We start from the raw sequence: 22,979 nt of genomic DNA on the forward strand, positions 1-22,979 counted from the left end.
ACCCCCACTTGGGAGGTGAGGGTGATCTCCTTCGCCCCCGAACAGCGGGCAGCCGGGGCGCGAGCGGTCTGGCTGGTTACGGCACTGGTGCGGTGACCGCCCCGCCGGGGTGGGGCGGTCACCGGCACATCAGGGGCCTCACGCCTTGCGGGCCACGCCCACCCAGCCCGGGATCGGTTCGTCGCCCTGGACCGGGACGACCTCGCCCAGTTCCGGTCGCCACTCCGCGGCCAGCGACACGCCGGGCTCGATCAGCTCGTACCCCTCGAAGAAGCGCGCGACCTCCTCGCGCGTACGCGGCTGGAGGGTCAGGCCGCGCGACTTGTACATGGCCGCCGCCTTGTCCGCACCCTCCGGGTCGAAGTCGCGGGCCACGTGCGAGAGGACCAGGTAACTGCCGCTCGCCAGCCGGTCCATGAGGCTCCGTACGATCTCGTACGCCCCGTCCTCGTCGCCCACGAAGTGCAGCAGGGCGACCAGGGAGAGCGCGATCGGCTGGTCGAAGTCGAGGATCTTGCCCGCGTGCTCCAGGATCGACTCGGGCTCGCGCGCGTCGGCCTGGATGTACTCGGTGATGCCCTCCGGGGTACTGCGCAGGAGGGCCTCGGCGTGGGCGAGGACGATGGGGTCGTAGTCGCAGTAGACGATGCGGGACTCGGGGGCGGCGGTCTGCGCTATCTGGTGCAGGTTGGGCTCGGTGGGGATGCCGGTCCCGATGTCGAGGAACTGGCGGATGCCGTTCTCGGCGAGCCAGCGGGTGGCCCGGTGCATCACCGCCCGGTTGACACGAGCCATCTCACGGCCGCGCGGGTCGATCTGGAGGAGCTGCTTGGCCATCTCCTCGTCGACGGGGTAGTTGTCCTTGCCGCCCAGGAACCAGTCGTACATCCGGGCGGGATGCGGCTTGCTGGTGTCGATCTCGATGGAGGGGGAGCTGCCGGTGGTGCGGTCCTGCCCGGTCATGGAGGTCTCCTGGGAGGTCAAGTGGCCTGGGGGTAAGAGGTACTGAGGGGTGCTCATGAGCTGTGTGGTGCCTCGGGTTCTCAGGTGAGAAGGAAGTCTGCCTTACCCGCCTTCGCCCCTTGAATGAAAGCGGCGATCTCGCCGGGGGTGTAGATGAGGGCGGGACCGTCCGGGTCGGTGGACTGGCGGACGGCCACGCGGCCGTCGGCGAGCTTCATGGTCTCGACGCAGGCGCCGCCGTTGCCGCCGCTCCAGGGCTTGGTCCAGCCGTCGGCGGGCAGGTCGGCGGCGGGCATGCCGTTGTAGATGCGGCGACCGGGGCGCAGCTCCGGGCGGCGGCCGGCTCGCCGGTCGGGGCGGGGAGTGCGGGGAATGTGCGACATGACGGTTCAGAGCTCCTTGCGGAAATCCGCGAGGATCTCCTTCGTGCGTGCCGCGGTGGCGGCCTGTGCCGCCATGCGGTCCATGACTTCGAGGTGGGTGGCCACCTCGGGGCGCGCGTCGAGGTAGACGGCGCCCGTCAGGTACTCGCTGTAGGCCATGTCGGGGAGTTCCGGCACGGCGAAGCGGAAGAGGATGAAGGGGCCGAACGTGCCCGGGTGCGGGCCACTGCTGAATTCGGCCAGCTGGAGGGTGACGTTGGGTAGTTCCGCGGCTTCGAGGAGCCGGTCGGCCTGGGCGCGCATCACGTCGGGGCCGCCCGCCATGCGGCGCAGGACCGTTTCGTCCATGATCGCCCACAGGATCGGGGCGTCCGGCCCGGTGAGCAGGGCCTGCCGCTGCATGCGCAGGGCGACGTACCGCTCGATGTCCTCGGGGCGGGTCTGGCCGACGACTCCGCTGCGCATCACGGCGCGGGCGTAGTCCTCGGTCTGGAGGAGTCCTGGCACGAAGTGCGGGTCGTAGGTGCGGATGACGGAGGCGGCGCCCTCCAGACTCACGTACATGCTGAACCAGTCGGGCAGGACGGCGTGGAACCGCTGCCACCAGCCGGGCTGGTTGGCCTCCTGGGTGAGGCGGACGAACGCCTCGCAGTCGGCTTCGTTGCAGCCGTACTCCTTGAGCAGGATCTGTACGTACGGGATCTTGAGGGCGACCTCGGCGGTCTCCATCCGGCGGACGGTGGCCGGGGCGACGTGCAGCACCTTGGCCGCCTGGTCGCGCGTGAGGCCCGCGCGCTCGCGCAGGTCCGCAAGGCGTTTGCCGAGCACGACCTGCCCGACGGTCGGGGCGGACCGCGGTTCACTCATGGGAAACCTCCCCGTAACTCACCGTCACTAAATGGCGATTGTGCTCTACGTGCTGTTGCGATGCAGTGTGCCATGCACTCTTGATCTACGAAACGACACTCTGGAAATTTCAGAGTGCCTCTTGCCAAGTGACGTGAGCAGAGGGAGAGTTGATGTGTGAACTGGTTCACGCGACTGCCGTGCACCGCATCGGGGGAGGCGGTGCACGGCAGTCGCTCCCCCCATTGGTGAGGATGCGGTCGTGGTACGTGGCTCCACGCTCTTTTCCCCGGTCACGGGCCCCATCCAGGGTGCCTGCGTCCGTCGGTTCGGTTTCGCCCTGCCCGCATGTCCGGAGTCGGTCGCGCGCGCACGGCACTTGACCGCCGACCGGCTGACGGACTGGGGACTGGGAGAGGACGTCGGCTTCGCCGCCTCACTGGTCGTCTCGGAACTCGTGACCAACGCGGTGATCCACACGGGCAGCGCGCGAGTGCGCTTGGAGCTCGTGGACACCGAGGGCCGGTTGCGGATCGCCGTACGGGACGAGGGCATCGGCCCCGAGGGCCCCCGGCTGCGACGTACGGCACAGGAGGCGGGAGAGCACGGGCGCGGGCTCGTGCTCGTCGACGGGATGTGCGACGCGTGGGGCTCCCAGGAGAACGACCCGGAGTCGGGTCGCACGGTGTGGGCCGAACTTCCGCACGGGTGCGGTGACGTGACCACGGACGTGACCTCAGACGTGACAGCTGACGTGACTGGTGACGTGGTTGCTGATGACCTTCTGGGCCCCGACGGCCTGCTGGCTGCGGGTGACCCCCTGGGCCCCGAAGGACCGGTGTCCGCTCCCCCGGCCGTGCAGGGCGGCGCGCTGCGATGAGCCACCGCCTCGCCGCCCGGCTCACCCGGGTCCGCAGGACCGGTGCGGGCGGGCCCGCCCGGCTGCCCCTGCCGCCCTCGCTCGACCACACACCGCTCGGCTGCGACGCGGTGGGGCTGCCCGCCCGGCACGGGCAGCGGCTGCTGCGGCAGTTGCCGCGCCCCGGGTGCGTGTTCGCCGACGGGTCGGGCGACGCGGAGCTCTGGTGGTGGATCGTTCCGTCCGGTTCCGACCTCGGGCTGCCGTGGCCCGAGCCCGCCCGGTACGCCTCGGGGGCCTATGTCGCCGCCCCGCGCACCCGGCTGATCCACACCCCGGACGGCCCGGCCCCCTACACCCCGCCGATCCCCCTCTACCTGATGGTGTGCCATCTCGCGGGGACGGCCCCTGTCTGGGTGAACGGGCTGCCCGCGCTGCCCTGACCAACCCTCTCCCGCCCACCTCCCCGGCGCGCACGCGGACGTCCTGGGCGTACGCGAGGCCGGGGAGACCGCGCTGCGCCGACTCGTCGCCCCCGGCTCCCGTACCGCTCCCGCCGCCGGGTTACGCAGGTGGCGCCGAGGGCCGTACCTGGGACGAGGTGTCCGCACCGGGCGACGCGGCGGCCCGGCTGTCCGGGTGCGCGCCCGGCCGGCCCGCCGACGGGATCTCCGTGATGGAACGGCCCGCCCAGGACGGGGCGTCCTCGCACAGGCCGGTCAGGCGCTCACGGATGATCTCCGGGAACCCGGTGGCGCGACCCGCCGCCTGGTCGACGTGAAGGGCGAGGAGTTCGGTGGTCGCCACCGGCCGGGCCTCGGTCGGCAGGGTCGCGGGCGACTCCCCCGACACCTCGGTGTCCACGACGAACAGTTCGTGGGTGAAGCGCAGCTTCTTCGCGTCGACGCCCAGCACCCGGGTGCGGACGGCCAGGCGAGCGCCCTCGGGCACGTCGTCGAGGTACCGGATGTGCGCCTCGACCGTGTAGAGGGAGCATCCGGTGGCCTCGCGGTAGCCCGCGTGCAGACCGGTCTCGATCATCATGGCGTCGGTGGCGTACCCGAAGACGAGGACGTAGAAAGCCTCGCTCAGATGGCCGTTGTAGTCGATCCACTCGGGCCGGACCGTGTGGTGGACGAGGGGCAGGCAGTCGACCACGCCGTCCAGTTCGGTGGTCTCGGTGACGTCCTGGCGGTCGCCCACCCGTGCTTCGCCGCTCACTTGGTCTCCCCCTGGGTGCGCTGCTGCGGCAGGCGGCCGGTGGCGCGCAGGACGTCGATGACGCCCTGGTCGCGTTCGGCGACGAGGTCCGCGACGGTGCGGCCGTCCGCCGCGTCGTCGCATCCGGCGACCACCGCGTCGTACAGCTCCTTGTCGAGTTCGGGTGCTTCGAGGCGGGTCCACGGGGACTTCAGGGACGGGCCGAAGTGGTCGAGCATGTGGGCCATGCCGCCCTCGCCGCCCGCGAGCGCGAAGGTGAGCATGGGGCCCATGAACGCCCAGCGCAGACCGGGCCCTTCGGTGATGGAGTCGTCGATCTCGCGGACGGTGGCCTCGCCGTTGGCGACCATGTGCAGGGCCTCCCGCCACAGGGCTTCCTGGAGGCGGTTGGCGATGAAGCCGGGGACCTCGCGGTCCATGGTGATGACGGACTTTCCGGCGACCTCGTAGAAGCGTGCGGACCAGGCGACGGCGCCGGCGCTGGTGCGCTCGCCGCCGACGACCTCGACCAGGGGTATCAGGTACGGCGGGTTGAACGGGTGGCCGACGACGAGGCGGCCGGGGTCGGTGGCCTCGGTCTGCATGTCGGTCATCGGGTAGCCGGAGGTGGAGGACGCGATGACGACACCGGCGGGGGCGGCGGCGTCGAGCTGCCGGAGCAGGTCACGCTTCAGTTCGAGCTTCTCGGGCGCGCTCTCCTGGACGAACTGGGCGTCGGCGACGGCCTCTTGGAGCGTCGCGGTGACGGTCAGCCGGTCCGGGGAAGCACCTTCGGCGAGTCCGAGCTGGACGAGCGCGGGCCAGGCGGCGTCGACCAGACGACGCAGCTTCTCCTCGGCGTCGGGGGCGGGGTCCCAGGCGGTGACGTCGTAGCCACGGGCCAGGAAGTGGGCGACCCAGCCGCCGCCGATGACTCCGGCGCCGACGCAGGCGACACGGCGCACGTCCTCGGGGGTGCAGGGAGCGGGGGGTGTGGGGGAGGTCATGGTGGGGGGAACTCCTCGCGGAATGAGGTGGGGTGAGGGGGCGTCAGACACGCCGCTCGATCGGCGGGGGACGTCAGGCGCGCGGCTTGAGGCCGAGTTTGGCGCGGGCCTCGTCCGGGGTGGCGACCCGGGAGCCGAGCGACTCGGTGATGGTGACGGCGCGCTCGACGAGCTGGGCGTTGGTGGCCTTGTTGCCCTTGCCGAGGTAGAGGTTGTCCTCCAGGCCGACCCGGACGTGCCCGCCGAGCAGGATGGACTGGGCCACCCACGGCATCTGCGTCCTGCCGAGCGCGAAGCTCGCGAACTGGGCGCCCTCTGGCAGCATGTTGACCATGGACTGGAGGACGCCGGGGTCGGCGGGCGCGCCCCACGGGATGCCCATGCAGAGCTGGAAGACGGTGGGGTCGTCGAGCAGGCCCTCGGCCCTGAGCTGCTTGGCGAACCACAGCTGGCCGGTGTCGAAGATCTCCAACTCGGGCCGTACGCCAAGCTCCTGGATGCGCCGGGCACCGGCGCGCAGCATGTCGGGGGTGGAGACGTACAGGTTGTCGCCGAAGTTCAGCGAGCCGCAGTCGAGGGTGCAGATGTCGGGGAGCAGCTCCTCGACGTGCGGGAGCCGGTCGAGTCCGCCGACGAGGTCGGTACCGGGCAGCGGGAAGTCCTTCAGCGGCCGGTCCGGGTCGATCACCAGGTCGCCGCCCATGCCTGCGGTGAGGTTGATGACGACGTCGGTGCCGGTCTCCTTGATCCGCTCGACGACCTCGCGGTAGAGGCGCGGGTCGCGGGACGGCTCGCCCGTCTCGGGGTCCCGTACGTGGATGTGGACGACGGCGGCCCCTGCCCCGGCCGCCTCAACGGCGGAGGCGGCTATCTGCTCGGGGGTGACGGGGACGTGCGGGCTCTTGCGGACGGTGTCGCCCGCGCCGGTGAGGGCGCAGGTGATGATGACGTCCTGGTTCACGGTCATGCGGATCTCCTTACGGGGAGCGGTGGTTGGGGAAGCGCTGCGCTGGGGAGCGGTGATTCGGGGAGTGCGGCGGAGGGGATCGATCAGGCAGGGAAGGGGGGCCGATCAGGCGTGCGAGCGGACCGATCAGGCAGGGATGAGGGTCGCGGCCACGTGGTCGAGGAGTGCGCCGTGCATGTCCTCGGCGCTGGTCCCGCCGACGGCGCCGGGCGTCGAGGCGAGCACCTGGCTGGCGAGCCCGTCGATGAGGGCGGTGAGACGGAGCGCCGCGCCCTCGGGGTCGGTGCCGGGCCGGAAGGCGCCCTGGGCGACTCCGCGACGTACGACGTCGGCGACGGTGTCCCGCCACTGCCGGTAGTAGTCGACGTGCAGACGGCCCACGGCGGTCGAGCGTGCCGCCTGGGCCCACAGGTCGACCCAGACGAGCCACTGGCGGCGCTGCTGCTCGCTGTACGGGACCTGGAGCTCGATGAGCTGGTGCAGTTCGTCGGCGGCGTTCTCCGCGTCGGCGGTGCGGGTCGCCCGGCGTGCCGCGTCCTCGTCCATGCACCAGCGGACGGCCGCTTCGAGGAGGTCGTCCCGGCCGGGGAAGTGGTAGTGGATGGTGGCGGTGCTGGTGGCGCATGCCTCGGCGATGTCGGCGACCCGTACGGCGTGGAATCCGCGTTCGGCGATGAGCCGGACGGCCTCCCGCACGATCTGGAGGGGCCGGCCGCCGTCAGGTGCGGCGCTGGTGGTGGCGATGGCGTTGCGGGTGCGTCGTACGGACGGGGCCGCAGGTGCGCGCGAGCCCAGCAGCCACGCCACGTCCGCCCCGGCCGTGTCGGCGACCCTGGCCAGTTCGGCGGCGGTGAAGCGACGGGTGCCGCCGAGCGAGCGGGACAGTTTCGAGGGGTCCATCACGATCCGCCGGGCGAACTCCCGCTGGCTGACTCCGGCGACCGCGATGACCTCCCGGACCCTGGCTGCGACGTCGGACGCGGGCTCCGGTACGCCTTCCGGCACCGGGGCGACTGCTTCGTGCTGCATGGTCGGCCACCGTACTCACGCATTGAGCAAATCTCAACACACATCCCTGTGAGCATGACGTTGAGATGCTGACTGATGCCTCAGTCAGGCATTACTCACCGAAGACGGTGCGACTCCGTCGGAAGGACCGAAGTGACAGACGCGACAGCCGATCACACGAGCACGCACACGCACACGCAGATCTCCCCGGAGAACGGCACCGTGCCCGGCGACCATCCCGCGCTTCGCTTCCGAGGCGCCGTCTCCGTGCAGCGCGGCCCCGGCGGCGCCTGGTTGTCGCCCTGGCGGGTGCCGTACGAGGAGGCGAGACTGTATCTGCCCGAGGGCGGCATAGGCCGGGCGGCGATGCCCGCCGGAGTGCGACTGACGTTCCGTACCGACAGCGGGTCCCTGGCCTGCCGCTACCAGGCCGACCCGGCGCCCCGGCTGACCGGCGTGCAGGAACAGCCCCGGCTCGACGTGGTCGCGGACGGGCGGCCGGTGGAGACGGTCGAGCTGACGGCCGACGGCCGTGACGCGGAGTTCCGCACGGCACGCCTGCCGGGGCGGATGGTCACGGTGGAGCTGTGGCTGCCGACGTACCACCAGTTCCGGCTGCGTTCCCTGGCCCTCGACCCGGGGTCGGCGCTCGGCCCCGACACTGGCGTGCTGCCGCGCTGGGTGCACTACGGAAGCTCCATCTCCCAGGGGCGCGGCGCCGCGTCCCCGGTCCGCGCCTGGCCCGCGCTGGTCGCCCGCGACGCCGGACTCGACCTGACGTCGCTGGCAATGGGCGCGGCCTGCTGCCTCCAGCCGATGACCGCACGCCTGATGCGCGACCTGCCCGCCGAACTGCTCACGGCATGCGTGGGAATCAACGTCCAGTCGCTCGGCAGTCACAGTCCTGGCGCCTTCGACTCCGCGCTCGTCGGCTTCGTCCGTACGGTCCGCGAACGGCACCCCGACACGCCGTTCGTCCTGATGTCGACGATCGTCGCGCCGGACCGCGAGACGCTGCGCGGGCCGACCGGAATGACCGTCGAGGAGATCCGGGAGCGCACCCGCGACGTCGTCCACCTCCTGCGCTCGCACGGTGATGTGAAGCTGCGCTACATCAACGGGCTCGACGTCTTCGGGCCGCGCGACGTACCGCTGATGCTGGAGCCGCCGGGCCTGGACCGGCTGCATCCGGGGCCGACCGGGCACCCGGTGTTCGCCGAACGCTTCCTCGGCGCGCTGCGCAAGGTACTGGGCGACGGTCTCCCGGGCGAAGGCCCCGGCCGGTGGGCGAGACGATCCCCGCACTCCCCAGCGGCTCCCCAGCACGCGGGCACTCCTTAACGCGGCCTTCACACAAGGCCCTTGTGCCGCTCCCCCGGTTCGGTCATCGTCCTGATCATGACTGAGACGAACGCGCAGGGGACGACCGCTCATGACTGAGACGACCACGCCCGCACCGAACACCGTCCGCAAGCCGCTCAGGCAACTGCTCGCGGCCTCCGTGGGCAACGCCGTCGAGTGGTACGACTGGTACGCCTACACCTTCCTCGCCACGTTCATCGCCTCGCAGATCTTCCCCAAGAGCGCGGGCAGTCCGCTCGTGCCGCTGCTGTCGACCTTCGCGGTCTTCGCGGTGGGGTTCTTCATGCGGCCGGTCGGCGGTCTCCTGCTGGGTGCGGTCGCGGACCGGCGCGGGCGGCGGACCGCGCTGACCGTGACGATCCTGCTGATGGGCGGCAGCAGCCTGCTGGTCGGGCTCACGCCCACGTACGCGTCGGTGGGTGTCCTCGCGCCGGTGATCCTGGTGGTGGCACGGCTGCTCCAAGGGCTGTCCGTGGGCGGGGAGTTCGCCGCGTCGACGACGTTCCTGGTGGAGTCGGCGGGGACCGGCAGGCGAGGTCTGTTCTCCAGCTTCCAGTACGTCTCCACGACCGCGGGCCAGCTCGCCGCGTCCGGGATCGCCGCGCTGCTCGTGTCGAATCTGAGCGACGGGCAGATGGACGGGTGGGGGTGGCGGGTGCCGTTCCTGCTCGGTGCGGTGCTGAGCCTGGTGGGGTTCTGGATTCGTCGTGGGGCGCACGAGACGCACGTGCCGGTGGAGCGTGCGGACCGGCCCGGGCTGTTCGACGCGCTGCGCACGTACCCGCGCCAGTCGTTGCTGATCTGCGGAATCACCGTGGGCGGCACCATCTCGTACTACACGTGGACGTCCTACCTGCCGACGTACGCGGAGCTGAACGGCGGCTTCGACAAGTCGGACGCGCTGCTCGCGGGCACCATCTCGCTGGCGTTCTTCGCGGTGCTCCAGCCGCTCGGCGGGCTGCTCTCGGACCGGATCGGGCGCCGGCCGCTGCTGCTGTTCTCGGGGATCGGCTTCGCACTGCTGATCGTGCCGCTGCTGCGGGTGGTGGACGGGGGTGTGTCATTCGGCACGCTGGTGCTGGTGAGCTGTGCGGGGATGGTGCTGCTGACGGGATTCACCTCGATCTCGGCGGCCGTCAACGCGGAGATCTTCCCGGCGAAGGTACGGGCCTCGGGCATCGGCTTCCCGTACTCGCTGACGGTGGCGATGTTCGGCGGGACCGCGCCGTACATGGGGACGCTGTTCAAGGAGATGGGCAATCCGGGGCTGTTCCCCTGGTACGTGGCCGCGCTGTGCCTCGTGTCGTCGGTGGTGTTCTTCAGGCTGCCGGAGAACGCGCACAAGGAGCTGGCGAAGTAGGCCGTCGTACGACGCCGGAGGGCGCGAGCCCTCCGGCGGGGCGCTACTCGTCGCCGTACGGGAAGCCCAGCTCGCGCAGCGTTTCGTCGGCCGCCTTGACCAGGGCGGCGGCACCGGCGTCGACCGCATGGGCGCGGCCCTTCTCCAGTTCGGCGCGGGAACGGATCGCACGGCCCAACTCGATGCGGGCCGCCGCGTGTTCGTACTTGCAGGGCGAGGAGCTGAGGAAGTCCACCGCACGGCGCAGCAGCTCCGCCTTGCGCTGACCTTCGGCCAACTCCGCCTGGCAGCGCATGGCTTCACCGATCGCGGTGTTCGTGCCGAACCGTTCCGCCTTCTCCCGGGCGTACGCGGCGAGCCGCCCGGCCCGCTCCGGGTCGTCGGGCGCGACCGCGCGGGCCAGGTCCAGGGCCCACGGGGCGAGCACCGTGTTGTGCCTGCCGCGCGCCTTCAACGCCGCGCCCGCCGCTTCGAGTTCGTCGATGGCATCGGCGGTACGCCCCTGGGCGAGCAGGAGCCTGCCCCGCACCGAAGCGGCGTCGGGGATGAGGATCGTGGTGGGGTACGGAGCGTGGAAGCCGAAGCCGTCCGCGACCTGCTGCGCGTCGGCGACCAGGCCGCGGGCCAGCAGGGTGTCGATGAGCATGCACACGGCGTCCCAGTGCATCGGCAGGCCCTTGCCGACGCGCTCGGCGAGCCGCACACTCTCCCGGAGGTCGACCTCGGCACGCACCAGGTTGCCGCGCCTGCGCTGGAGATAGCCGGTGAGTGCGTACGCGAAAGCCAGGTGGCCGCCGCTCCAGCCCGCCTCGGTGAACGCCCGGCGGGCCTCCCCGAACAGGGCGTCCGCGCGGTCGAGTTGGTCGGCGAAGGCGTAGCTGAGGCCGAGCAGGGCGGGCGGCTCGAAGCCCCACGTCAGGTCGGTCCAGGTCAGACCGGCGGGGAGGCTGCCGTTGACGAGGGCCCGGTCGCCGATCTCCACGACCGCCTGCGCGTCCTCGCCGATGGCGGTCGCGTCGAACGCGCGGAGCATCAGGAGGGCCTGCTCGGTGGTGTCGCAGCCCTGGACGTGGGCGGCGGCCTCCTTGAGCCGACGGGATCTCGCGGGACCGTCGATCTCGGACGCGTACACGCCCTCCCACAGGAACTGCACGGTCTGCAGGCGCATCCGCAGCGGCCCCTCGGGGGCGGCCTCGGCAGCCGCTGCCACCATCTGCCCGGCCTCGGCGGCTTGGTTGTTGTGCGTGAGCGCCTGGGACAGCAGGAACACGGCGTCCGCCTGCTGCTCGTCGTCCAGGCCCGGCTGCTCCAGGGCCTTCGTGAGGTGCTCGGCCGCGGTGGCGGGCGCGCTGAGCGTGATGACCTTGCCCAGCTCGTAACGCACCTGAGCGAAGACCGTGGGCAGTGGCGGCTCCTTCAGCGCACGCTCCAGGCAGAGCCGGGCGGCGTCGGGCGCGCCCACCGCGACGTACTCCCGGTGAGCGGCCCGCAGCTGCTCGACCAGCTCCGGATTCTCCTCGGGCGGCACCTCCATGAGGTGGCGGGAGGCGGCTGCCGCGCTGTGCCCGTCGTCGAGCAGTATCTCGGCGGCGATGCCGTGCATGGCCCGGCGGGCCCAGTGCGGCACGGCGTCGTACACAGCGGTGGCGACGGTCGGGTGGACGAACTCCAGATGCTCGTCCTCGCCGGTCAGGATGCGGGCGGCACGCAGCCGTTCGGCGCACTCGGCGGCTTCGGCGACGCCCAGCACCGCCAGGTCGGCGGCGAGCTTCAGGGACACGTCGGTTTCCAGGATCGCGACGGCGAAGGCGAAGTTGACGGTGTTGTCGCCCATCTTCTGGAGCCGCTCCACCAGTCCTTGCGGGCGGGCGGAGTCCATGAGGGGCCGCAGTGAGCCCGCCGTGCCCTCGACCGGGTCGATGGCCTGCTCCTTGGCGCGGGCGACCAGTTCGACGGTCTCGTAGAGGTTGCCGCCGGTCACGGCCCACACCTCCCGGCAGAACGGGTCGTCAGCGTGCTCGCCCAGCACTTCCCGGGCGAAGCGGGCCGTGCCGGGCGGGGAGAGCGGGCCAAGGACGACGTCGATGCCCACGCGGCGCACCGTGGTGTCGAGCTGACGGAGCAGGGCGGCGGTCTCGCCCTTCGCCTCGTTCACGCGGTAGGCGGTGACCAGCAGCAGCGGGGGCCCGCCGGTGCGCCCGGCGAACGGGACCAGCCAGCGCAGGGTCTCCAGGTCGCTCCACTGGAGGTCGTCGACGACGAGGACCAGCGGGCGGTGGAGTGCGGCGAGCTGGCCGACGAGGGTGTCCAGTCCGTCGCGGACACCCTGCGGGTCGGCGTTGACCTCGCTGTTGGGCGGGGTGATGCCGAGGGCGGGGGCGATGCTCGTGTGCCAGTCGCCGAGGAGACCTCGGGTGGTGGCGTCGCTCGCGCCCGCCAGTGCGGGCTGAAGGAGGTGGCGCACGACGTGGAACGCCACGGAGGCGACCGTCTCGCCGCCCCGGGCGGACCAGACGACACAGCCGCGGTCCCGGGCGAGGAGCTGGATCTCCCCGAGGAGGGCGGTCTTGCCGATGCCCGCTTCGCCTCGGAAGAGGAGGACCCCGCCTCGGGGCGAGGGGTCTCCGCAGAGTGCGTCAAGGGCCTTTGCGGCTGCCGCCAGTTCCGCATCACGCTCGATCAACTGCGGTACGTGGGCTGGGTTTTCCGGCCGGGGCACGGGCATGCCTCCCCCTCGCTGCGTCGGAGTTCCGAGCCTAGCCGCACGGGCTGGCCCCTGGCCAGGTTCTCCGGATTTTCCCCCTCCGGGGGAGGTCTCCCGCCGGGGCCGGGCCCCCGGTCCTCACGCCGTGAGCAGTACACCGCCGTACGACACCCCCGCCACCACCACCCACGCGCACAGCCCGAGTCCCGCCACCCGTCCCCCGGTCCGCGTCAGCGACGGCAGGTGGACGGCGCTCCCCAGCCCGAACAACGCGGCGGCCAGCAGCAGCTCCTGTGCGTGCTGGGCGGCGTCGAGCCCGGCCCCCGGCACCCACCCCGTGCTCCGCACCACCACCATCGCCAGGAAGCCGACCACGAAGAGCGGGACGATCGGCGGCCTCTTCTGGCCCGCCGCCACCGCCGCCCCCTTCCGGCGCCGACGTACCGAGAGAGCCACCGCCGCCACCAGCGGGGCCAGCAGCGCCACCCGCATCAGCTTCACCAGGACCGCTTCGCCGAGCGCCCCGGGGCCGGCGGTCTGTGCCGTCGCGACGACCTGCCCGACGTCGTGCACGCTCGCCCCGACCCACCGCCCGAACTCCGCGTCCGTCAGCCCCAACGGCGCGTGCAGCAGAGGGAGTACGGCGATGGCGAGGGTCCCGCACAGGGTCACCAGGGCGACGGACGTGGCCGTGTCGCGCTCGTCGCTGTCGGTGGCCTCGCTGACCGCTCCGATCGCCGACGCCCCGCAGATCGAGTAGCCGGTGGCGATCAGGAGGGGCTGGTCTCCGGGAAGGCCCATCCTCCGGCCCAGCCACCACGTGCCGAAGAAGGTGGCGGCGACGACGACCAGGACCATCGCCACGGTCGCCCAGCCGATGCCCAGCACGTCGTCCAGGCTGAGTTTCAGCCCGAGCAGGACGATGCCGACCCGCATCAGCCGCTTCCCGGCGAAGGTCAGGCCGGGGCGTGCCGCGCCCCGTACCGTCGCCCGCGCCAGGGGGAGGTGGGCCACGACGATGCCGAGCACCACCGCCGCCGTCAGCATCGGTACGGCCGGGACCAGCCGGTGGATTCCCCATGCGGCGGCCACGCCGAGGGCGGCCAGTACCAGCCCCGGGAGCTTGCCGGGTGTGGCCGGGACGCCGGTGAGCGGGCGGTGCCGGGTGGGGCGTTCCCGCAGGAGCGCCATCAGCGGTCGGCCGGGAGTTCGTACACACGGCGGACGCTGGAGCCGATGCGGGAGATGTCCGCACCGTAGACGTGGAGGGATATCGCCACGTCGTCGCAGGCGTTCCAGACCCGGTGGATGTCGCCGGGCGGGGCGAAACCGCAGACCGCGCCCTGCGGGTTGATGACGTCCTCGGTGGCGACGAGGTGGGCGCGGGCGCCCTCCGTCGCGGGGACCAGTCGGTAGCGGCGCTCGCGCTCCTCACCGACGTGGACCCCGGTCGTACACCAGGAGACGTGGTCGTGGACGGAGGTCTGCTGTCCCGGCAGCCAGACCAGGGCGACGACCGAGAAGCTGCCGTCGCGCTCGGCGTGCAGCAGGTGCTGGCGGTAGCAGGAGGGGTCCGGCTCCTGCTGTTCCGGCGTGAGGAGGTCGGCGGAGCCCAGGTGCGGCGCGAGGCGTTCGCCGACGAGGTAGGCGGTGAGGTCCGGCGGCAGGCCCTGGCCCACGGCTTCGCGTACCGAAGCGACGAGGGCGTCCAGGCGGGCGGTCGTGCGCGCGGCCGTGTAGGCGGTCGAAGTCGTGGTCATACGGGCAGCGTGCAGCCGCCCGATCCATCACGTCCAACATCGATTCGTACGCAGGTACCCAAATTCTGCTTATACCGGGGAGGAGGGAGAGATCAGCAGCCGATCTTGTGGGCGGCGACGGTCTTCAGTTCGTCGAGGACGAGCGCGGTCGCGGGTATGCGCAGGTGCTCGCGCAGGACGTACGCGGACACCTGGCGCTTGGAGGCGGGGGCCAGGGCCCGGCCGGTGACCTGTTCGTGGCGCAGGAAGTTGAGGACGAGGCCGGGCATCATGGCGATGCCGAGTCCCTCCGCGACGAGGCTCTGGACGACCAGGTTGTCGTCGGTGGTGAAGGCGATGTCGGGGGCGAAGCCCTGGGCGGCGCACTCGTGGAGGAAGTTGACGCGGCAGCGCAGACAGCCCGCGATCCACCGTTCCTCGGCCAGGTCGGCGAGTTCGACGGTGCGGCGGCGGGTGAGCGGGTGCCGGGTCGGCAGGAGGACGAGGAGCTGGTCCTCCAGGAGCGGGACCGCCATCACCTCGTCCGGGATCTCCTCCGCCAGACCGGGATACGTGAAGGCCAGCGCGATGTCGCACTCCCCGCGCGCCAGCCGCTGGAGGGACTCCGGCGGCTCCTCCTCGCTCAGCTCGACCCGCACCCCGGGGTGTCCCGACGCGAGCCGGGCCAGGGTTTCGGGGACGAGGGTGGCGTTGGCGCTGGGGAACGCGCAGAGCCTCACGCGCCCGCTGTGCAGCCGGGTCAGCGCGGTCATCTGCTGCTGGGCCGCGCTCATGGTGTCGAGGATGGCGGCGGCGTGCCGGGACAGGGTCTCCCCCGCTTCGGTGAGCCGCAGGCCGCGTCCGGCGCGGGTGAAGAGAGGGGTGCCGACGTCGCGTTCGAGCGCCTTCATCTGCTGGGTGATGGCGGGCTGGGTGTACCCCAGGGCTCGGGCGGCGGCGGAATAGGAGCCGGTGAGCACTACTTCATGGAAGGTTCTGATGTGCCTGGAATCGAACACCGGGTCAGCATAGCGGGACGGGCCCCGGCGGATCATAAGCAGGATTTGGGGTCCCTCGGAGAGCTCCCGGCGGGGGTGCCGAAAAGAGCCTTCACGTTCCGGCCGCACCGCGTGGGCCTCCCACTCCCGGTAGCCGGGGTCCGACGCGTACGCGACGGGGCGTGTGCGGGGCGGCACCTGGATCACCTGGGCGCCGCCCCGTCGTGTCACCCGCCCGTCAGTTCGTCAGTGACGCTGCGACTGCTCGTCAGTGACGCTGCGACTGCTCGGCCTGCTCACCGGGGCCGCCGTGCTCGTCCGGCCCGCCGTGCTTCCCGTTCCCGCCGTGCCCGCTGTGCAGAGCCCGCCGGTACTCCTCCGCCGTCGGCTTCGGTACGTACGTCCCCGGCCCGTACATCGCCTTCGCGAGCCTCGCCCGCAACCGGTCGGAACGCCTGATGCGCCTGCGCACCCCGTTGGCGTCGACCTCCGGACCCACCTCGAAGGGCACTGGCTGCTCGTGCGCGGTCAGCGTGTGCAGCTCGGCCTGCGAGAGCGGGGCGTGCACCTCGACGAACTCGCCGTGCGGCAGCCGCTTGATCGTGCCGCTCTCCCTGCCGTGCAACGCCTTCTCGCTGTCGCGGAGTTGGAGCCCCTGACAGATCCTGCGGGTGATCAGGAAGGCCAGCACGGGTGCGACGAAGAAGCCGATCCGCACGAACCAGGTGATGGCGTTGAGGGACAGGTGGAAGCGGTACGCGACGATGTCGTTGCCGCCGCCGATCAGCGCCACCACGTACACCGTCAGCCAGGCGACGCCGAGACCCGTCCTCGTCGGAGCGTTGCGGGGCCGCTGGGCGATGTGGTGCTCGCGCTTGTCCTTGGTGACCCACGCCTCGACGAAGGGGTAGACCGCGATGGCCACCATGACCAGCGGGAAGAGCGTGAACGGGATGAAGACGCCCAGGTTGACCGTGTGCCCCCAGGCGCTGATCTCCCAGCTGGGCATCACCCGGATCAGCCCCTCGGAGAAGCCGAGGTACCAGTCGGGCTGCGCTCCGGTGGACACGTGGTCGGGCCGGTACGGTCCCATCGCCCAGACCGGGTTGATGGAGAAGGTCGCGGCGACGACCGCGAGCACCCCGAAGACGAGGAAGAAGAAGCCGCCCGCCTTGGCGATGTAGACCGGCATGAAGGGCGCACCGACCACGTTCTTCTCGGTCCGCCCCGGCCCCGCGAACTGGGTGTGCTTGTGGTAGAAGACCAGGATCAGGTGGGCGACGACCAGCCCCAGCATGATGCCGGGCAGCAGCAGGATGTGGATCGGATAGAGGCGGGCGATGATGTCCTCGCCGGGGAACTCTCCGCCGAACAGGAAGAACGCGATGTACGTGCCGACGACGGGGATCGACAGGATCGCCCCGTGTGCGAAGCGGAGGCCGGTGCCGGAGAGCAGGTCGTCGGGGAGCGAGTAGCCGGTGAGTCCGGTGATCAGGCCGAGGAAGAGCAGCGTCCAGCCGAACAGCCAGTTGAGCTCACGCGGTTTGCGGAACGCCCCGGTGAAGAAGACCCGCATCATGTGCACGAGCATCGCGGCGACGAAGACCAGTGCGGCCCAGTGGTGGATCTGCCGGATGAGCAGCCCGCCGCGCACCTCGAAGCTGATGTCGAGGGTGGACTCGAAGGCCCGGGTCATGCGGATGCCGCTGAGCGGGGTGTACGCGCCGTGATAGACGACCTCGGCGCTGCTGGGCTCGAAGAAGAGCGTGAGGTAGATGCCGGTGAGGATGATGATCAGGAAGCTGTAGAGGCAGATCTCGCCCAGCATGAAGGACCAGTGGTCCGGGAAGATCTTCCGCAGGTTGGCCTTGGCCATCGGGTAGAGCCCGAGCCGTCCGTCCGCCCAGTCGGCCAGCTTCTCGCCCTTGCCGGGCGGTGCTGGCCGAGCGCCGTCGCCTTGCGTGAGTCCGCTGTCGCCGACCTTGCTCATACGACCCCCTCATACGGACCTCTCAGAGTAGGCGCGTCGCCATACAGATCCAACAGGGTTGACGACACAGGGAGTTGATAGGTGAGGCGAGTACCGGAGACGGCAGGTGGGACGGGGTTCCGGGGCTCGCGCGCGGGCTCCGCCCGGCGGCTGGATATCGTGGCCGGTCACGGAGTACGGGATCAACGAGCCGAGCACGGGACCGAGAGCGGGGGAGCAGGTGGCGAGTCCGGGGGAGCACGCGGCGGGCGCGGGGCGCGAGGACTGGATACGGGTGCCGGTCGGGGACGGTTCGGGGCGCTGGGCCACCCGGGGCAAGAGCCGCCTCGTGCTGCTCGTCGTGCACAACGTGACGTCCGCGACCCGGTTGCTGGACGTGGCTCCGCTCTTCGACGACGACACCGGGGTACAGCTGCTGGCGACGTGTCCCGGCTCGTCGGCGTTCCGCGCCGGGGTCGCGGAGCTGCTGACGGCGCTCGGGGTGCCGGTACTGCCGTGGGCGCAGGCGCTCGCGACGCCCGTGGACCTCGCGATATCCGCCAGCTTCGGCGGCGAACTCCACCTCATTCAGGGGAAGTTGGCCATCCTCTCGCACGGTGTTGGCTACACTAAAAGGCTGGCCACACCGGACACCGGACACCGGACACCGGACACCGGACACCCTTCGCCCGGAGCCCGGCCGCGCCCTGCCGCCCGCATCGCCGACGCCGCCGTGCCCGTCTTCGGCCTCTCCCCCGCGTGGCTGCTGCACGACGGCGTCCCGATCGCCGACGCGCTCGTCCTGTCCCACCCCGAGCAGCAGGCCCGCCTCAAGGACGCCTGTCCCGACGCCGCCCACACCGGCGTCCTCGCCGGGGATCCGTGCTTCGACCGCATCCTGGCGGCCCGCCCGCACCGCGCCTACTTCCGCAACGCACTGGGCGTGCACCCCGGCCAGCGCCTGATCGTCGTCAACTCCACCTGGAACCCGGAATCGCTCTTCGGTGACGGCGGCGACGAGGACGTTCTCCCCACCCTGCTCCCCCGCCTCGCCTCGGACCTCCCCGCCGACGAATACCGCGTCGCCGCCGTCCTGCATCCCAACATCTGGGCCGGGCACGGCCCCGGCCAGATCCGCGCCTGGCTCGACCGGGCCCGCCGCTCGGGCCTCGTCCTCGTCGATCCGCTGCACCACTGGCGGCAGGCGCTCCTCGCCGCCGACGCCGTGATCGGCGACCACGGCGCGGTCTCGTACTACGCCGCCGCCCTCGGTACGCCCGTACTGCTCGGCGCGGCCCCGCTCGCCGGGCTCGCCCCCGACTCCCCCGTCGCGGACTTCGTCACGAACGCCCCGCGCCTGGACCCGTACGCCTCACTCACCCCACAACTCGACCAACTCATTTCCGCACATCGCCCGTTGACGGACGCCGCCGAACTCACCACGTCCACCCCCGGCGAGTCCGCGACGCTCCTGCGCACGCTCTTCTACGGCCTGATGGCCCGCCCCGAGCCTCTCGACCCGGCCCGCCCCGTACCGCTGCCGTGTCCGCCGTACGAACCCCCGCGCATCACCGCGCCCCTGCACGTGGTGACGGTCCGGGGGCCGGGCCGGGAGGTTTCGGTGACCCGGTACGCCGACCCGCGCACGGTGCCCGACGTGCGCGGGGACGTGCACACGGCGGTGCACGAGGACACCCGGGACCCCGGGCGGCTCACGCTCGCCGACGTCATCCACCGCGAGGGCTCACCGGACGACCCGCGCTTCGGGGGCCCCGCCCGCTGGACCGCCGGGGTGCTGGACCGCTTCCCGCAGTGCGCGCTCGCGGCGTACGTCACCGGGCCGGACTCCTGCACGGTCCGCACCCGCGGGGGCAGGCTCCTCCACCTCACCGGCACGACGCGCGCGGACCCGGCCCTCTACGCGTCAGCGCTGCTCGCCCTCCTGGCGGACGGGACGGAGCCGACGCACGCGCTGACCGTACGGACCGGCTCCGCCGTGCACTCCGTGACGGTCACGGACGCGGGCCAGGACCCGGGGTCGGAGTCGACGACCCCGAAGGGCCCGAAGGACCCGAAGGACCCGCTTCGGGGCTGACGCACAGCGCGCGCAGTCGCCGGAGGTAGGCGAGGTGATGATCCGCCCGCTCGGCCTCCAGTACGGCGATCGCCTCGTCGACCAGCGGCAGCGCGGCGGCCTGCTCGGCCGGGCTCGCGCGCCGGGTCCCGTCGACGTGGGTACGGGCGAGGTCGGTGAGGGCCCGTGCCGTGTTGTACGCGTCGCCGCCCGCGCGGAAGAAACGCACCGCCGCGTCGAGCCGTTCGCGCGCCGCCTCCGGCTGCCGCATCCCGGTGAGCGCACGCCCCCGGTGGCGTTCGAGGAGGGCGCGGGCACGCGGCAGGTCGGCGGCGCCTTCGTCCCCCGGCCCGATGCCCGCGTACAGCCCGTCCGCCTGGTCGAAGAGCGCGTACGCCTCCTCCCACCGCCACTGCGCCAGCCGCAGCAGCCCCAACCCCTCGACCGCCGAGGCGTGCCCCCGCACGTGCCCTGCGGCGCTCTCGTCCCGGGCGGCGGCGAGCAGTTCCCGCTCGGCCTCCTCGTACCGTTCGAGGGCGGTGAGGGCGAAGCCGAGGTGGGCGTGCATCGTCCCGGCGGTGCGGGTGCCGGGGAAGTGGGTGTCGGCGGTACGGACGCCGGTGTGCAGCGCGGGCAGCAGGACGTCCAGGTGCCCCGCCTTGAGCTGGACCGGCCACAGGGCACGGACCAGCCTGCACACGGTGTCGGGCCGTCCGAACTCGTCGGCGGCGGCGACGGCTTCGGCGAGGTTGGCGGACTCGGCGGCGAGCGCGGCCACCGCCTCACCCTGACTCCCGTACGCCAACTCCTGGTCTGTGTCGGCCGGTTCGGGCGAACGCCAGCTCTGCGGCAGGGCCGCACGGGCGGTCGGCTCGGCGAAGTGCAGGTATCCGTCGAGTACGCGTCCCACGGCAGCCGAGCAGACGGCCATGCCGTCCTCCCGGGCAGCCTCCTGCTCGGCGTGGGCGCGCACGGAGGGCCGCTGACGGTGACGGCCCTCGGGAGTGGTGTCGAGCAGTTGGTTCGCCGCGAGTACGTCGAGGGCGCGGGCCGCGTCGGGAAGCGCGAGGTTGGCGGCGCGCGCGGTCAGCGCGGCGGTGACGACGGGCCAGGGGCGCAGCGCGGTCAGCCGGTGCGCGCGGGCGGTGACGGGGTCGAGGGAGCGGTAGGCGTGCTCGATGGCGGTGCGGACGGCATCGCGTTCGTTCATGGCGGGTAACTGCTGCCTCTCCGTGCGGGGTTGCGGCACCGTGGCCACCCGTGGCGCTGCGGCCAGCCGGGGTGCGGCGGCCAGCACCGCGTAGGGCGATCCGCCGCAGTCGGCGATCACCGAGGGCAGCACGGCCCGGGCCGCGTCGACGGCCGGACGCCCCGCTGTCGCCTCCAGGAGTCTGCGGACGTACTTCTCCGCGAGCGGGCCGACGGGAATCCGCAGGGCGGGAAGCTGGAGGAGCGGGTCGCGGGCGGTCACCACGGTGACCACGCCGGGTGCGGTGGCGACGAGGGGCAGCACCTGGGCGGCCGAGGTGGCGTGATCGAGCACGACGAGCAGCGCGAGATCGGCGACGCAGCGCCGGAAGAACTCGGCCCTGCGCTCCACCGAAGGCGGTATCTCCCCATCGGGCACGCCCAGTTGACGGAGCGCTTCGCTCAGTGCGGCACCCGGCTCCAGCCGCCCGCCGGGCCCGCTCCGCAGATCCAGCCAGACCTGCCCGTCCTTGAACCGCCGCTCGGCTTCCCGCCCGCCCCAGCACCGGGCGATCTCGGAGGTGCCGATGCCTTCGGGTCCGTGGAGCAGGGCCACTCTGGGCCGCCCGTCCGCCTTTCGCCCCGCTTCCTCGTCGAGCGCTTTGAGTACACGCTGACGGTTCGTGAAGTTCCGTGACGCGGCGGGGAGTCGGGGCACGGAACGGGCTCCCGCCGCCCGCTGCACGGTGCGCGCGAAGGTGTCCCAGTCGCGGGCGAGGCCGGGATCACGCTGTATCGCCTCGTGCACCTGCCGGGCCAGTCGCTCGACCTGACGCTGGTCGACGGGTGCCGCGACGTCCCTCCCGAGAATGCGCTGCACCAGCGAACCGGCCGACTGCCAGACCCACTTGCCCGCTTCGGAGGCCGTTCCGGAGGCGACAGCTCCCAGCACGGTCGAAATCGCCCCCACCGAGATGAGATCAAGCATCAGCAGCCACTCCCCCGTCGTCCACGTCCACGATGGATCAACCGTATCGACAGGGGCAAGCCGCACAACACCCCACAGGGGCGGCAGCGTCAGCTCCCCTTCTCGGGCGGTCGTAGGGTGGCAGGTAAAGCTGAAACGCAATGGTCAGGAGGTCGCCAGGTGACGGACGTCACGGAAGTCGACAACGCGGTCAAGGCCGGGATACGGGCCCGGATCGACGAGGTCGCCACGGAACTGGTAGCGCTGAGCCGCCGCATCCACGCCCACCCGGAAACCGCCTTCGAGGAGCACCGGGCGGCCGCGTGGTGCGCGGAGGCACTACGCACCCACGGCTTCGCGGTGACCGCACCGGCGTACGGCCTGCCGACCGCCTTCGAGGCGCGGGCCGGATCCGGCCCGGTGACGGTGGCTCTGGCCTGTGAGTACGACGCGCTGCCCGGCATGGGCCACGCCTGCGGCCACAACCTGATCGCGGCGGCCGGGGTGGGCGCGGCCCTGGCCCTGGCTCCGTACGCCGACGAACTCGGTCTGACCGTCAGGGTGTTGGGCACCCCCGCCGAGGAGAGCGGAGGCGGGAAGGCGCTACTTCTGGACGCGGGGGCGTTCGACGGGGTCGATGCGGCGATGATGATCCATCCGTGCCCGTTCGACGTGGCGGACTTCCATTCGTACGCGATGGGCTCACTGGACGTGACGTACACGGGCAAGTCCGCGCACGCCGCGATGAACCCGCAGGACGGCCGGAACGCGGCGGACGCCCTGACGGTGGCCCAGGTCGCGCTCGGTCTCCTGCGCCAGCACCTGCCGGGCGACTGGAAGGTGCACGGCATCACCACGGAGGCGGGCACGGCCCTCAACGCGATCCCGGAGCGGGCGCACGCGGGCTACGCGCTGCGCACGCCGTCCGCACCGGAGCTGCGCGAACTGCGCGCCCGGGTCGAGGACTGCTTCCGGGCGGGTGCCCTGGCCACGGGCTGCGAGGTCGACCTGGCGCAGCCTTCCCCGGACTACCTGGAGTTCCGTTCGGACCCGGGGCTGGTGACCCTGTGGACGGCGAACGCACGGGCGCTGGGGCGTCCTGAGCCGGAGGTGCGCGGCCCGTTCGCGTCGACGGACATGGGGAACGTGTCGCACGTGGTGCCGTCGATCCATCCGGTCCTGAACATCGGCGCGACGGGCTGCGGCCCGCACCAGCCGGAGTTCACGGCCGCCGCGGCGACGGAGGAGGCGGAACGGGCGATGCTGGAGGGGGCATTGGGGCTGGCGTGGACGGCGGCGGACTTCGCCCTTGCTGGCTCCGCCACATCCGGCCCCGCCGACGTTTGAGGCGCGGGGGTCCGGGGGCGGAGCCCCCGGCAGTGGCC

General features: G+C 71.9%; 17 protein-coding genes and 2 pseudogenes. 6 read left to right on the plus strand and 13 right to left on the minus strand.

Going from position 1 to position 22,979, the window contains the following annotated elements:
- Window positions 1-138: 138 nt before the first annotated feature.
- The 3 genes from OG897_RS16085 to OG897_RS16095 form a co-directional block, all read right to left on the minus strand.
- Entirely contained in the window at window positions 139-963 is an 825-nt protein-coding gene (locus OG897_RS16085) for an SAM-dependent methyltransferase (RefSeq protein WP_266657391.1), read from the minus strand.
- Window positions 964-1,043: 80 nt separating this feature from the next.
- Window positions 1,044-1,259 (minus strand): DUF397 domain-containing protein, encoded by a 216-nt coding sequence (locus OG897_RS16090; RefSeq protein ID WP_266660214.1) that lies wholly within the window; start codon window positions 1,257-1,259, stop codon window positions 1,044-1,046.
- A gap of 93 nt (window positions 1,260-1,352) precedes the next feature.
- Entirely contained in the window at window positions 1,353-2,213 is an 861-nt protein-coding gene (locus OG897_RS16095; protein WP_266657393.1) for a helix-turn-helix transcriptional regulator, read from the minus strand.
- Between the two features lie 304 nt (window positions 2,214-2,517).
- Between OG897_RS16095 and OG897_RS16100 the strand changes: the two are divergent.
- Both OG897_RS16100 and OG897_RS16105 read left to right on the plus strand, forming a co-directional pair.
- Window positions 2,518-2,901: pseudogene (locus OG897_RS16100) on the plus strand (ATP-binding protein); the annotation flags it as partial.
- Window positions 2,902-3,068: 167 nt separating this feature from the next.
- Entirely contained in the window at window positions 3,069-3,494 is a 426-nt protein-coding gene (locus tag OG897_RS16105) for a hypothetical protein (RefSeq protein ID WP_266657395.1), read from the plus strand.
- Window positions 3,495-3,711: 217 nt separating this feature from the next.
- On the opposite strand, the pseudogene OG897_RS16110 reads toward OG897_RS16105, so the two are convergent.
- The 4 genes and pseudogenes from OG897_RS16110 to OG897_RS16125 form a co-directional block, all read right to left on the minus strand.
- Window positions 3,712-4,209 (minus strand): annotated as a pseudogene (locus tag OG897_RS16110) (thioesterase family protein); the annotation flags it as partial.
- Between the two features lie 59 nt (window positions 4,210-4,268).
- Window positions 4,269-5,258 (minus strand): 3-hydroxyacyl-CoA dehydrogenase NAD-binding domain-containing protein, encoded by a 990-nt coding sequence (locus OG897_RS16115; RefSeq protein ID WP_266657397.1) that lies wholly within the window; start codon window positions 5,256-5,258, stop codon window positions 4,269-4,271.
- Between the two features lie 73 nt (window positions 5,259-5,331).
- Window positions 5,332-6,225, minus strand: coding sequence for a 3-keto-5-aminohexanoate cleavage protein (locus OG897_RS16120; protein WP_266657399.1), 894 nt, complete (start codon window positions 6,223-6,225; stop codon window positions 5,332-5,334).
- Window positions 6,226-6,351: 126 nt separating this feature from the next.
- A complete protein-coding gene (locus tag OG897_RS16125; RefSeq protein WP_266657401.1) occupies window positions 6,352-7,254 on the minus strand; it encodes a TetR/AcrR family transcriptional regulator in 903 nt (300 codons plus the stop codon).
- A 132-nt stretch (window positions 7,255-7,386) separates the two neighbouring features.
- On the opposite strand from OG897_RS16125, the gene OG897_RS16130 reads away from it, so the two are divergent.
- Both OG897_RS16130 and OG897_RS16135 read left to right on the plus strand, forming a co-directional pair.
- Complete coding sequence (locus OG897_RS16130; protein WP_266657403.1) at window positions 7,387-8,574, plus strand: GDSL-type esterase/lipase family protein; 1,188 nt, start codon at window positions 7,387-7,389, stop codon at window positions 8,572-8,574.
- 91 nt (window positions 8,575-8,665) lie between these two features.
- Window positions 8,666-9,955: an MFS transporter gene (locus OG897_RS16135; RefSeq protein WP_266657405.1), complete on the plus strand. Its 1,290-nt coding sequence runs from the start codon at window positions 8,666-8,668 to the stop codon at window positions 9,953-9,955.
- A gap of 43 nt (window positions 9,956-9,998) precedes the next feature.
- Here the strand turns inward: OG897_RS16135 and OG897_RS16140 are convergent, their stop codons facing one another.
- The 5 genes from OG897_RS16140 to OG897_RS16160 form a co-directional block, all read right to left on the minus strand.
- Window positions 9,999-12,680 (minus strand): AAA family ATPase, encoded by a 2,682-nt coding sequence (locus OG897_RS16140; RefSeq protein ID WP_266657407.1) that lies wholly within the window; start codon window positions 12,678-12,680, stop codon window positions 9,999-10,001.
- Between the two features lie 117 nt (window positions 12,681-12,797).
- Window positions 12,798-13,850 (minus strand): YeiH family protein, encoded by a 1,053-nt coding sequence (locus OG897_RS16145; protein ID WP_266657409.1) that lies wholly within the window; start codon window positions 13,848-13,850, stop codon window positions 12,798-12,800.
- Window positions 13,850-14,419 carry a cysteine dioxygenase family protein gene (locus tag OG897_RS16150; protein WP_266657411.1) on the minus strand — a complete coding sequence of 190 codons (570 nt, stop codon included), beginning with the start codon at window positions 14,417-14,419 and terminating at the stop codon, window positions 13,850-13,852. Before OG897_RS16150 ends, OG897_RS16145 begins: the two co-directional genes overlap by 1 nt.
- A 92-nt stretch (window positions 14,420-14,511) precedes the next feature.
- Window positions 14,512-15,417 carry a LysR family transcriptional regulator gene (locus OG897_RS16155; protein ID WP_266657413.1) on the minus strand — a complete coding sequence of 302 codons (906 nt, stop codon included), beginning with the start codon at window positions 15,415-15,417 and terminating at the stop codon, window positions 14,512-14,514.
- 247 nt (window positions 15,418-15,664) lie between these two features.
- Complete coding sequence (locus OG897_RS16160; RefSeq protein ID WP_266657415.1) at window positions 15,665-17,386, minus strand: cytochrome bc complex cytochrome b subunit; 1,722 nt, start codon at window positions 17,384-17,386, stop codon at window positions 15,665-15,667.
- A gap of 220 nt (window positions 17,387-17,606) precedes the next feature.
- On the opposite strand from OG897_RS16160, the gene OG897_RS16165 reads away from it, so the two are divergent.
- Window positions 17,607-19,460, plus strand: coding sequence for a hypothetical protein (locus OG897_RS16165; protein ID WP_266657417.1), 1,854 nt, complete (start codon window positions 17,607-17,609; stop codon window positions 19,458-19,460).
- Here OG897_RS16165 and OG897_RS16170 read toward each other — a convergent pair.
- Window positions 19,378-21,615 carry a tetratricopeptide repeat protein gene (locus OG897_RS16170; RefSeq protein WP_266657419.1) on the minus strand — a complete coding sequence of 746 codons (2,238 nt, stop codon included), beginning with the start codon at window positions 21,613-21,615 and terminating at the stop codon, window positions 19,378-19,380. The genes OG897_RS16165 and OG897_RS16170 overlap by 83 nt on opposite strands.
- A gap of 159 nt (window positions 21,616-21,774) precedes the next feature.
- On the opposite strand from OG897_RS16170, the gene OG897_RS16175 reads away from it, so the two are divergent.
- Window positions 21,775-22,941 carry a M20 family metallopeptidase gene (locus OG897_RS16175; RefSeq protein WP_266657421.1) on the plus strand — a complete coding sequence of 389 codons (1,167 nt, stop codon included), beginning with the start codon at window positions 21,775-21,777 and terminating at the stop codon, window positions 22,939-22,941.
- Window positions 22,942-22,979: the final 38 nt, after the last annotated feature.

Origin of the sequence: Streptomyces sp. NBC_00237 (assembly GCF_026342435.1) — a bacterium.
GTDB lineage: Bacteria > Actinomycetota > Actinomycetes > Streptomycetales > Streptomycetaceae > Streptomyces.

What these genes read in the sequence shown, in the direction of transcription:
- OG897_RS16125 (WP_266657401.1), bottom strand. Translation starts at nt 7,254, where the DNA reads ATGCAGCACGAAGCAGTCGCCCCGGTGCCGGAAGGCGTACCGGAGCCC.
- OG897_RS16150 (WP_266657411.1), bottom strand. Translation starts at nt 14,419, where the DNA reads ATGACCACGACTTCGACCGCCTACACGGCCGCGCGCACGACCGCCCGC.
- OG897_RS16145 (WP_266657409.1), bottom strand. Translation starts at nt 13,850, where the DNA reads ATGGCGCTCCTGCGGGAACGCCCCACCCGGCACCGCCCGCTCACCGGC.
- OG897_RS16170 (WP_266657419.1), bottom strand. Translation starts at nt 21,615, where the DNA reads ATGCTTGATCTCATCTCGGTGGGGGCGATTTCGACCGTGCTGGGAGCT.
- OG897_RS16160 (WP_266657415.1), bottom strand. Translation starts at nt 17,386, where the DNA reads ATGAGCAAGGTCGGCGACAGCGGACTCACGCAAGGCGACGGCGCTCGG.
- OG897_RS16085 (WP_266657391.1), bottom strand. Translation starts at nt 963, where the DNA reads ATGACCGGGCAGGACCGCACCACCGGCAGCTCCCCCTCCATCGAGATC.
- OG897_RS16135 (WP_266657405.1), top strand. Translation starts at nt 8,666, where the DNA reads ATGACTGAGACGACCACGCCCGCACCGAACACCGTCCGCAAGCCGCTC.
- OG897_RS16090 (WP_266660214.1), bottom strand. Translation starts at nt 1,259, where the DNA reads ATGCCCGCCGCCGACCTGCCCGCCGACGGCTGGACCAAGCCCTGGAGC.
- OG897_RS16105 (WP_266657395.1), top strand. Translation starts at nt 3,069, where the DNA reads ATGAGCCACCGCCTCGCCGCCCGGCTCACCCGGGTCCGCAGGACCGGT.
- OG897_RS16120 (WP_266657399.1), bottom strand. Translation starts at nt 6,225, where the DNA reads ATGACCGTGAACCAGGACGTCATCATCACCTGCGCCCTCACCGGCGCG.
- OG897_RS16115 (WP_266657397.1), bottom strand. Translation starts at nt 5,258, where the DNA reads ATGACCTCCCCCACACCCCCCGCTCCCTGCACCCCCGAGGACGTGCGC.
- OG897_RS16095 (WP_266657393.1), bottom strand. Translation starts at nt 2,213, where the DNA reads ATGAGTGAACCGCGGTCCGCCCCGACCGTCGGGCAGGTCGTGCTCGGC.
- OG897_RS16140 (WP_266657407.1), bottom strand. Translation starts at nt 12,680, where the DNA reads ATGCCCGTGCCCCGGCCGGAAAACCCAGCCCACGTACCGCAGTTGATC.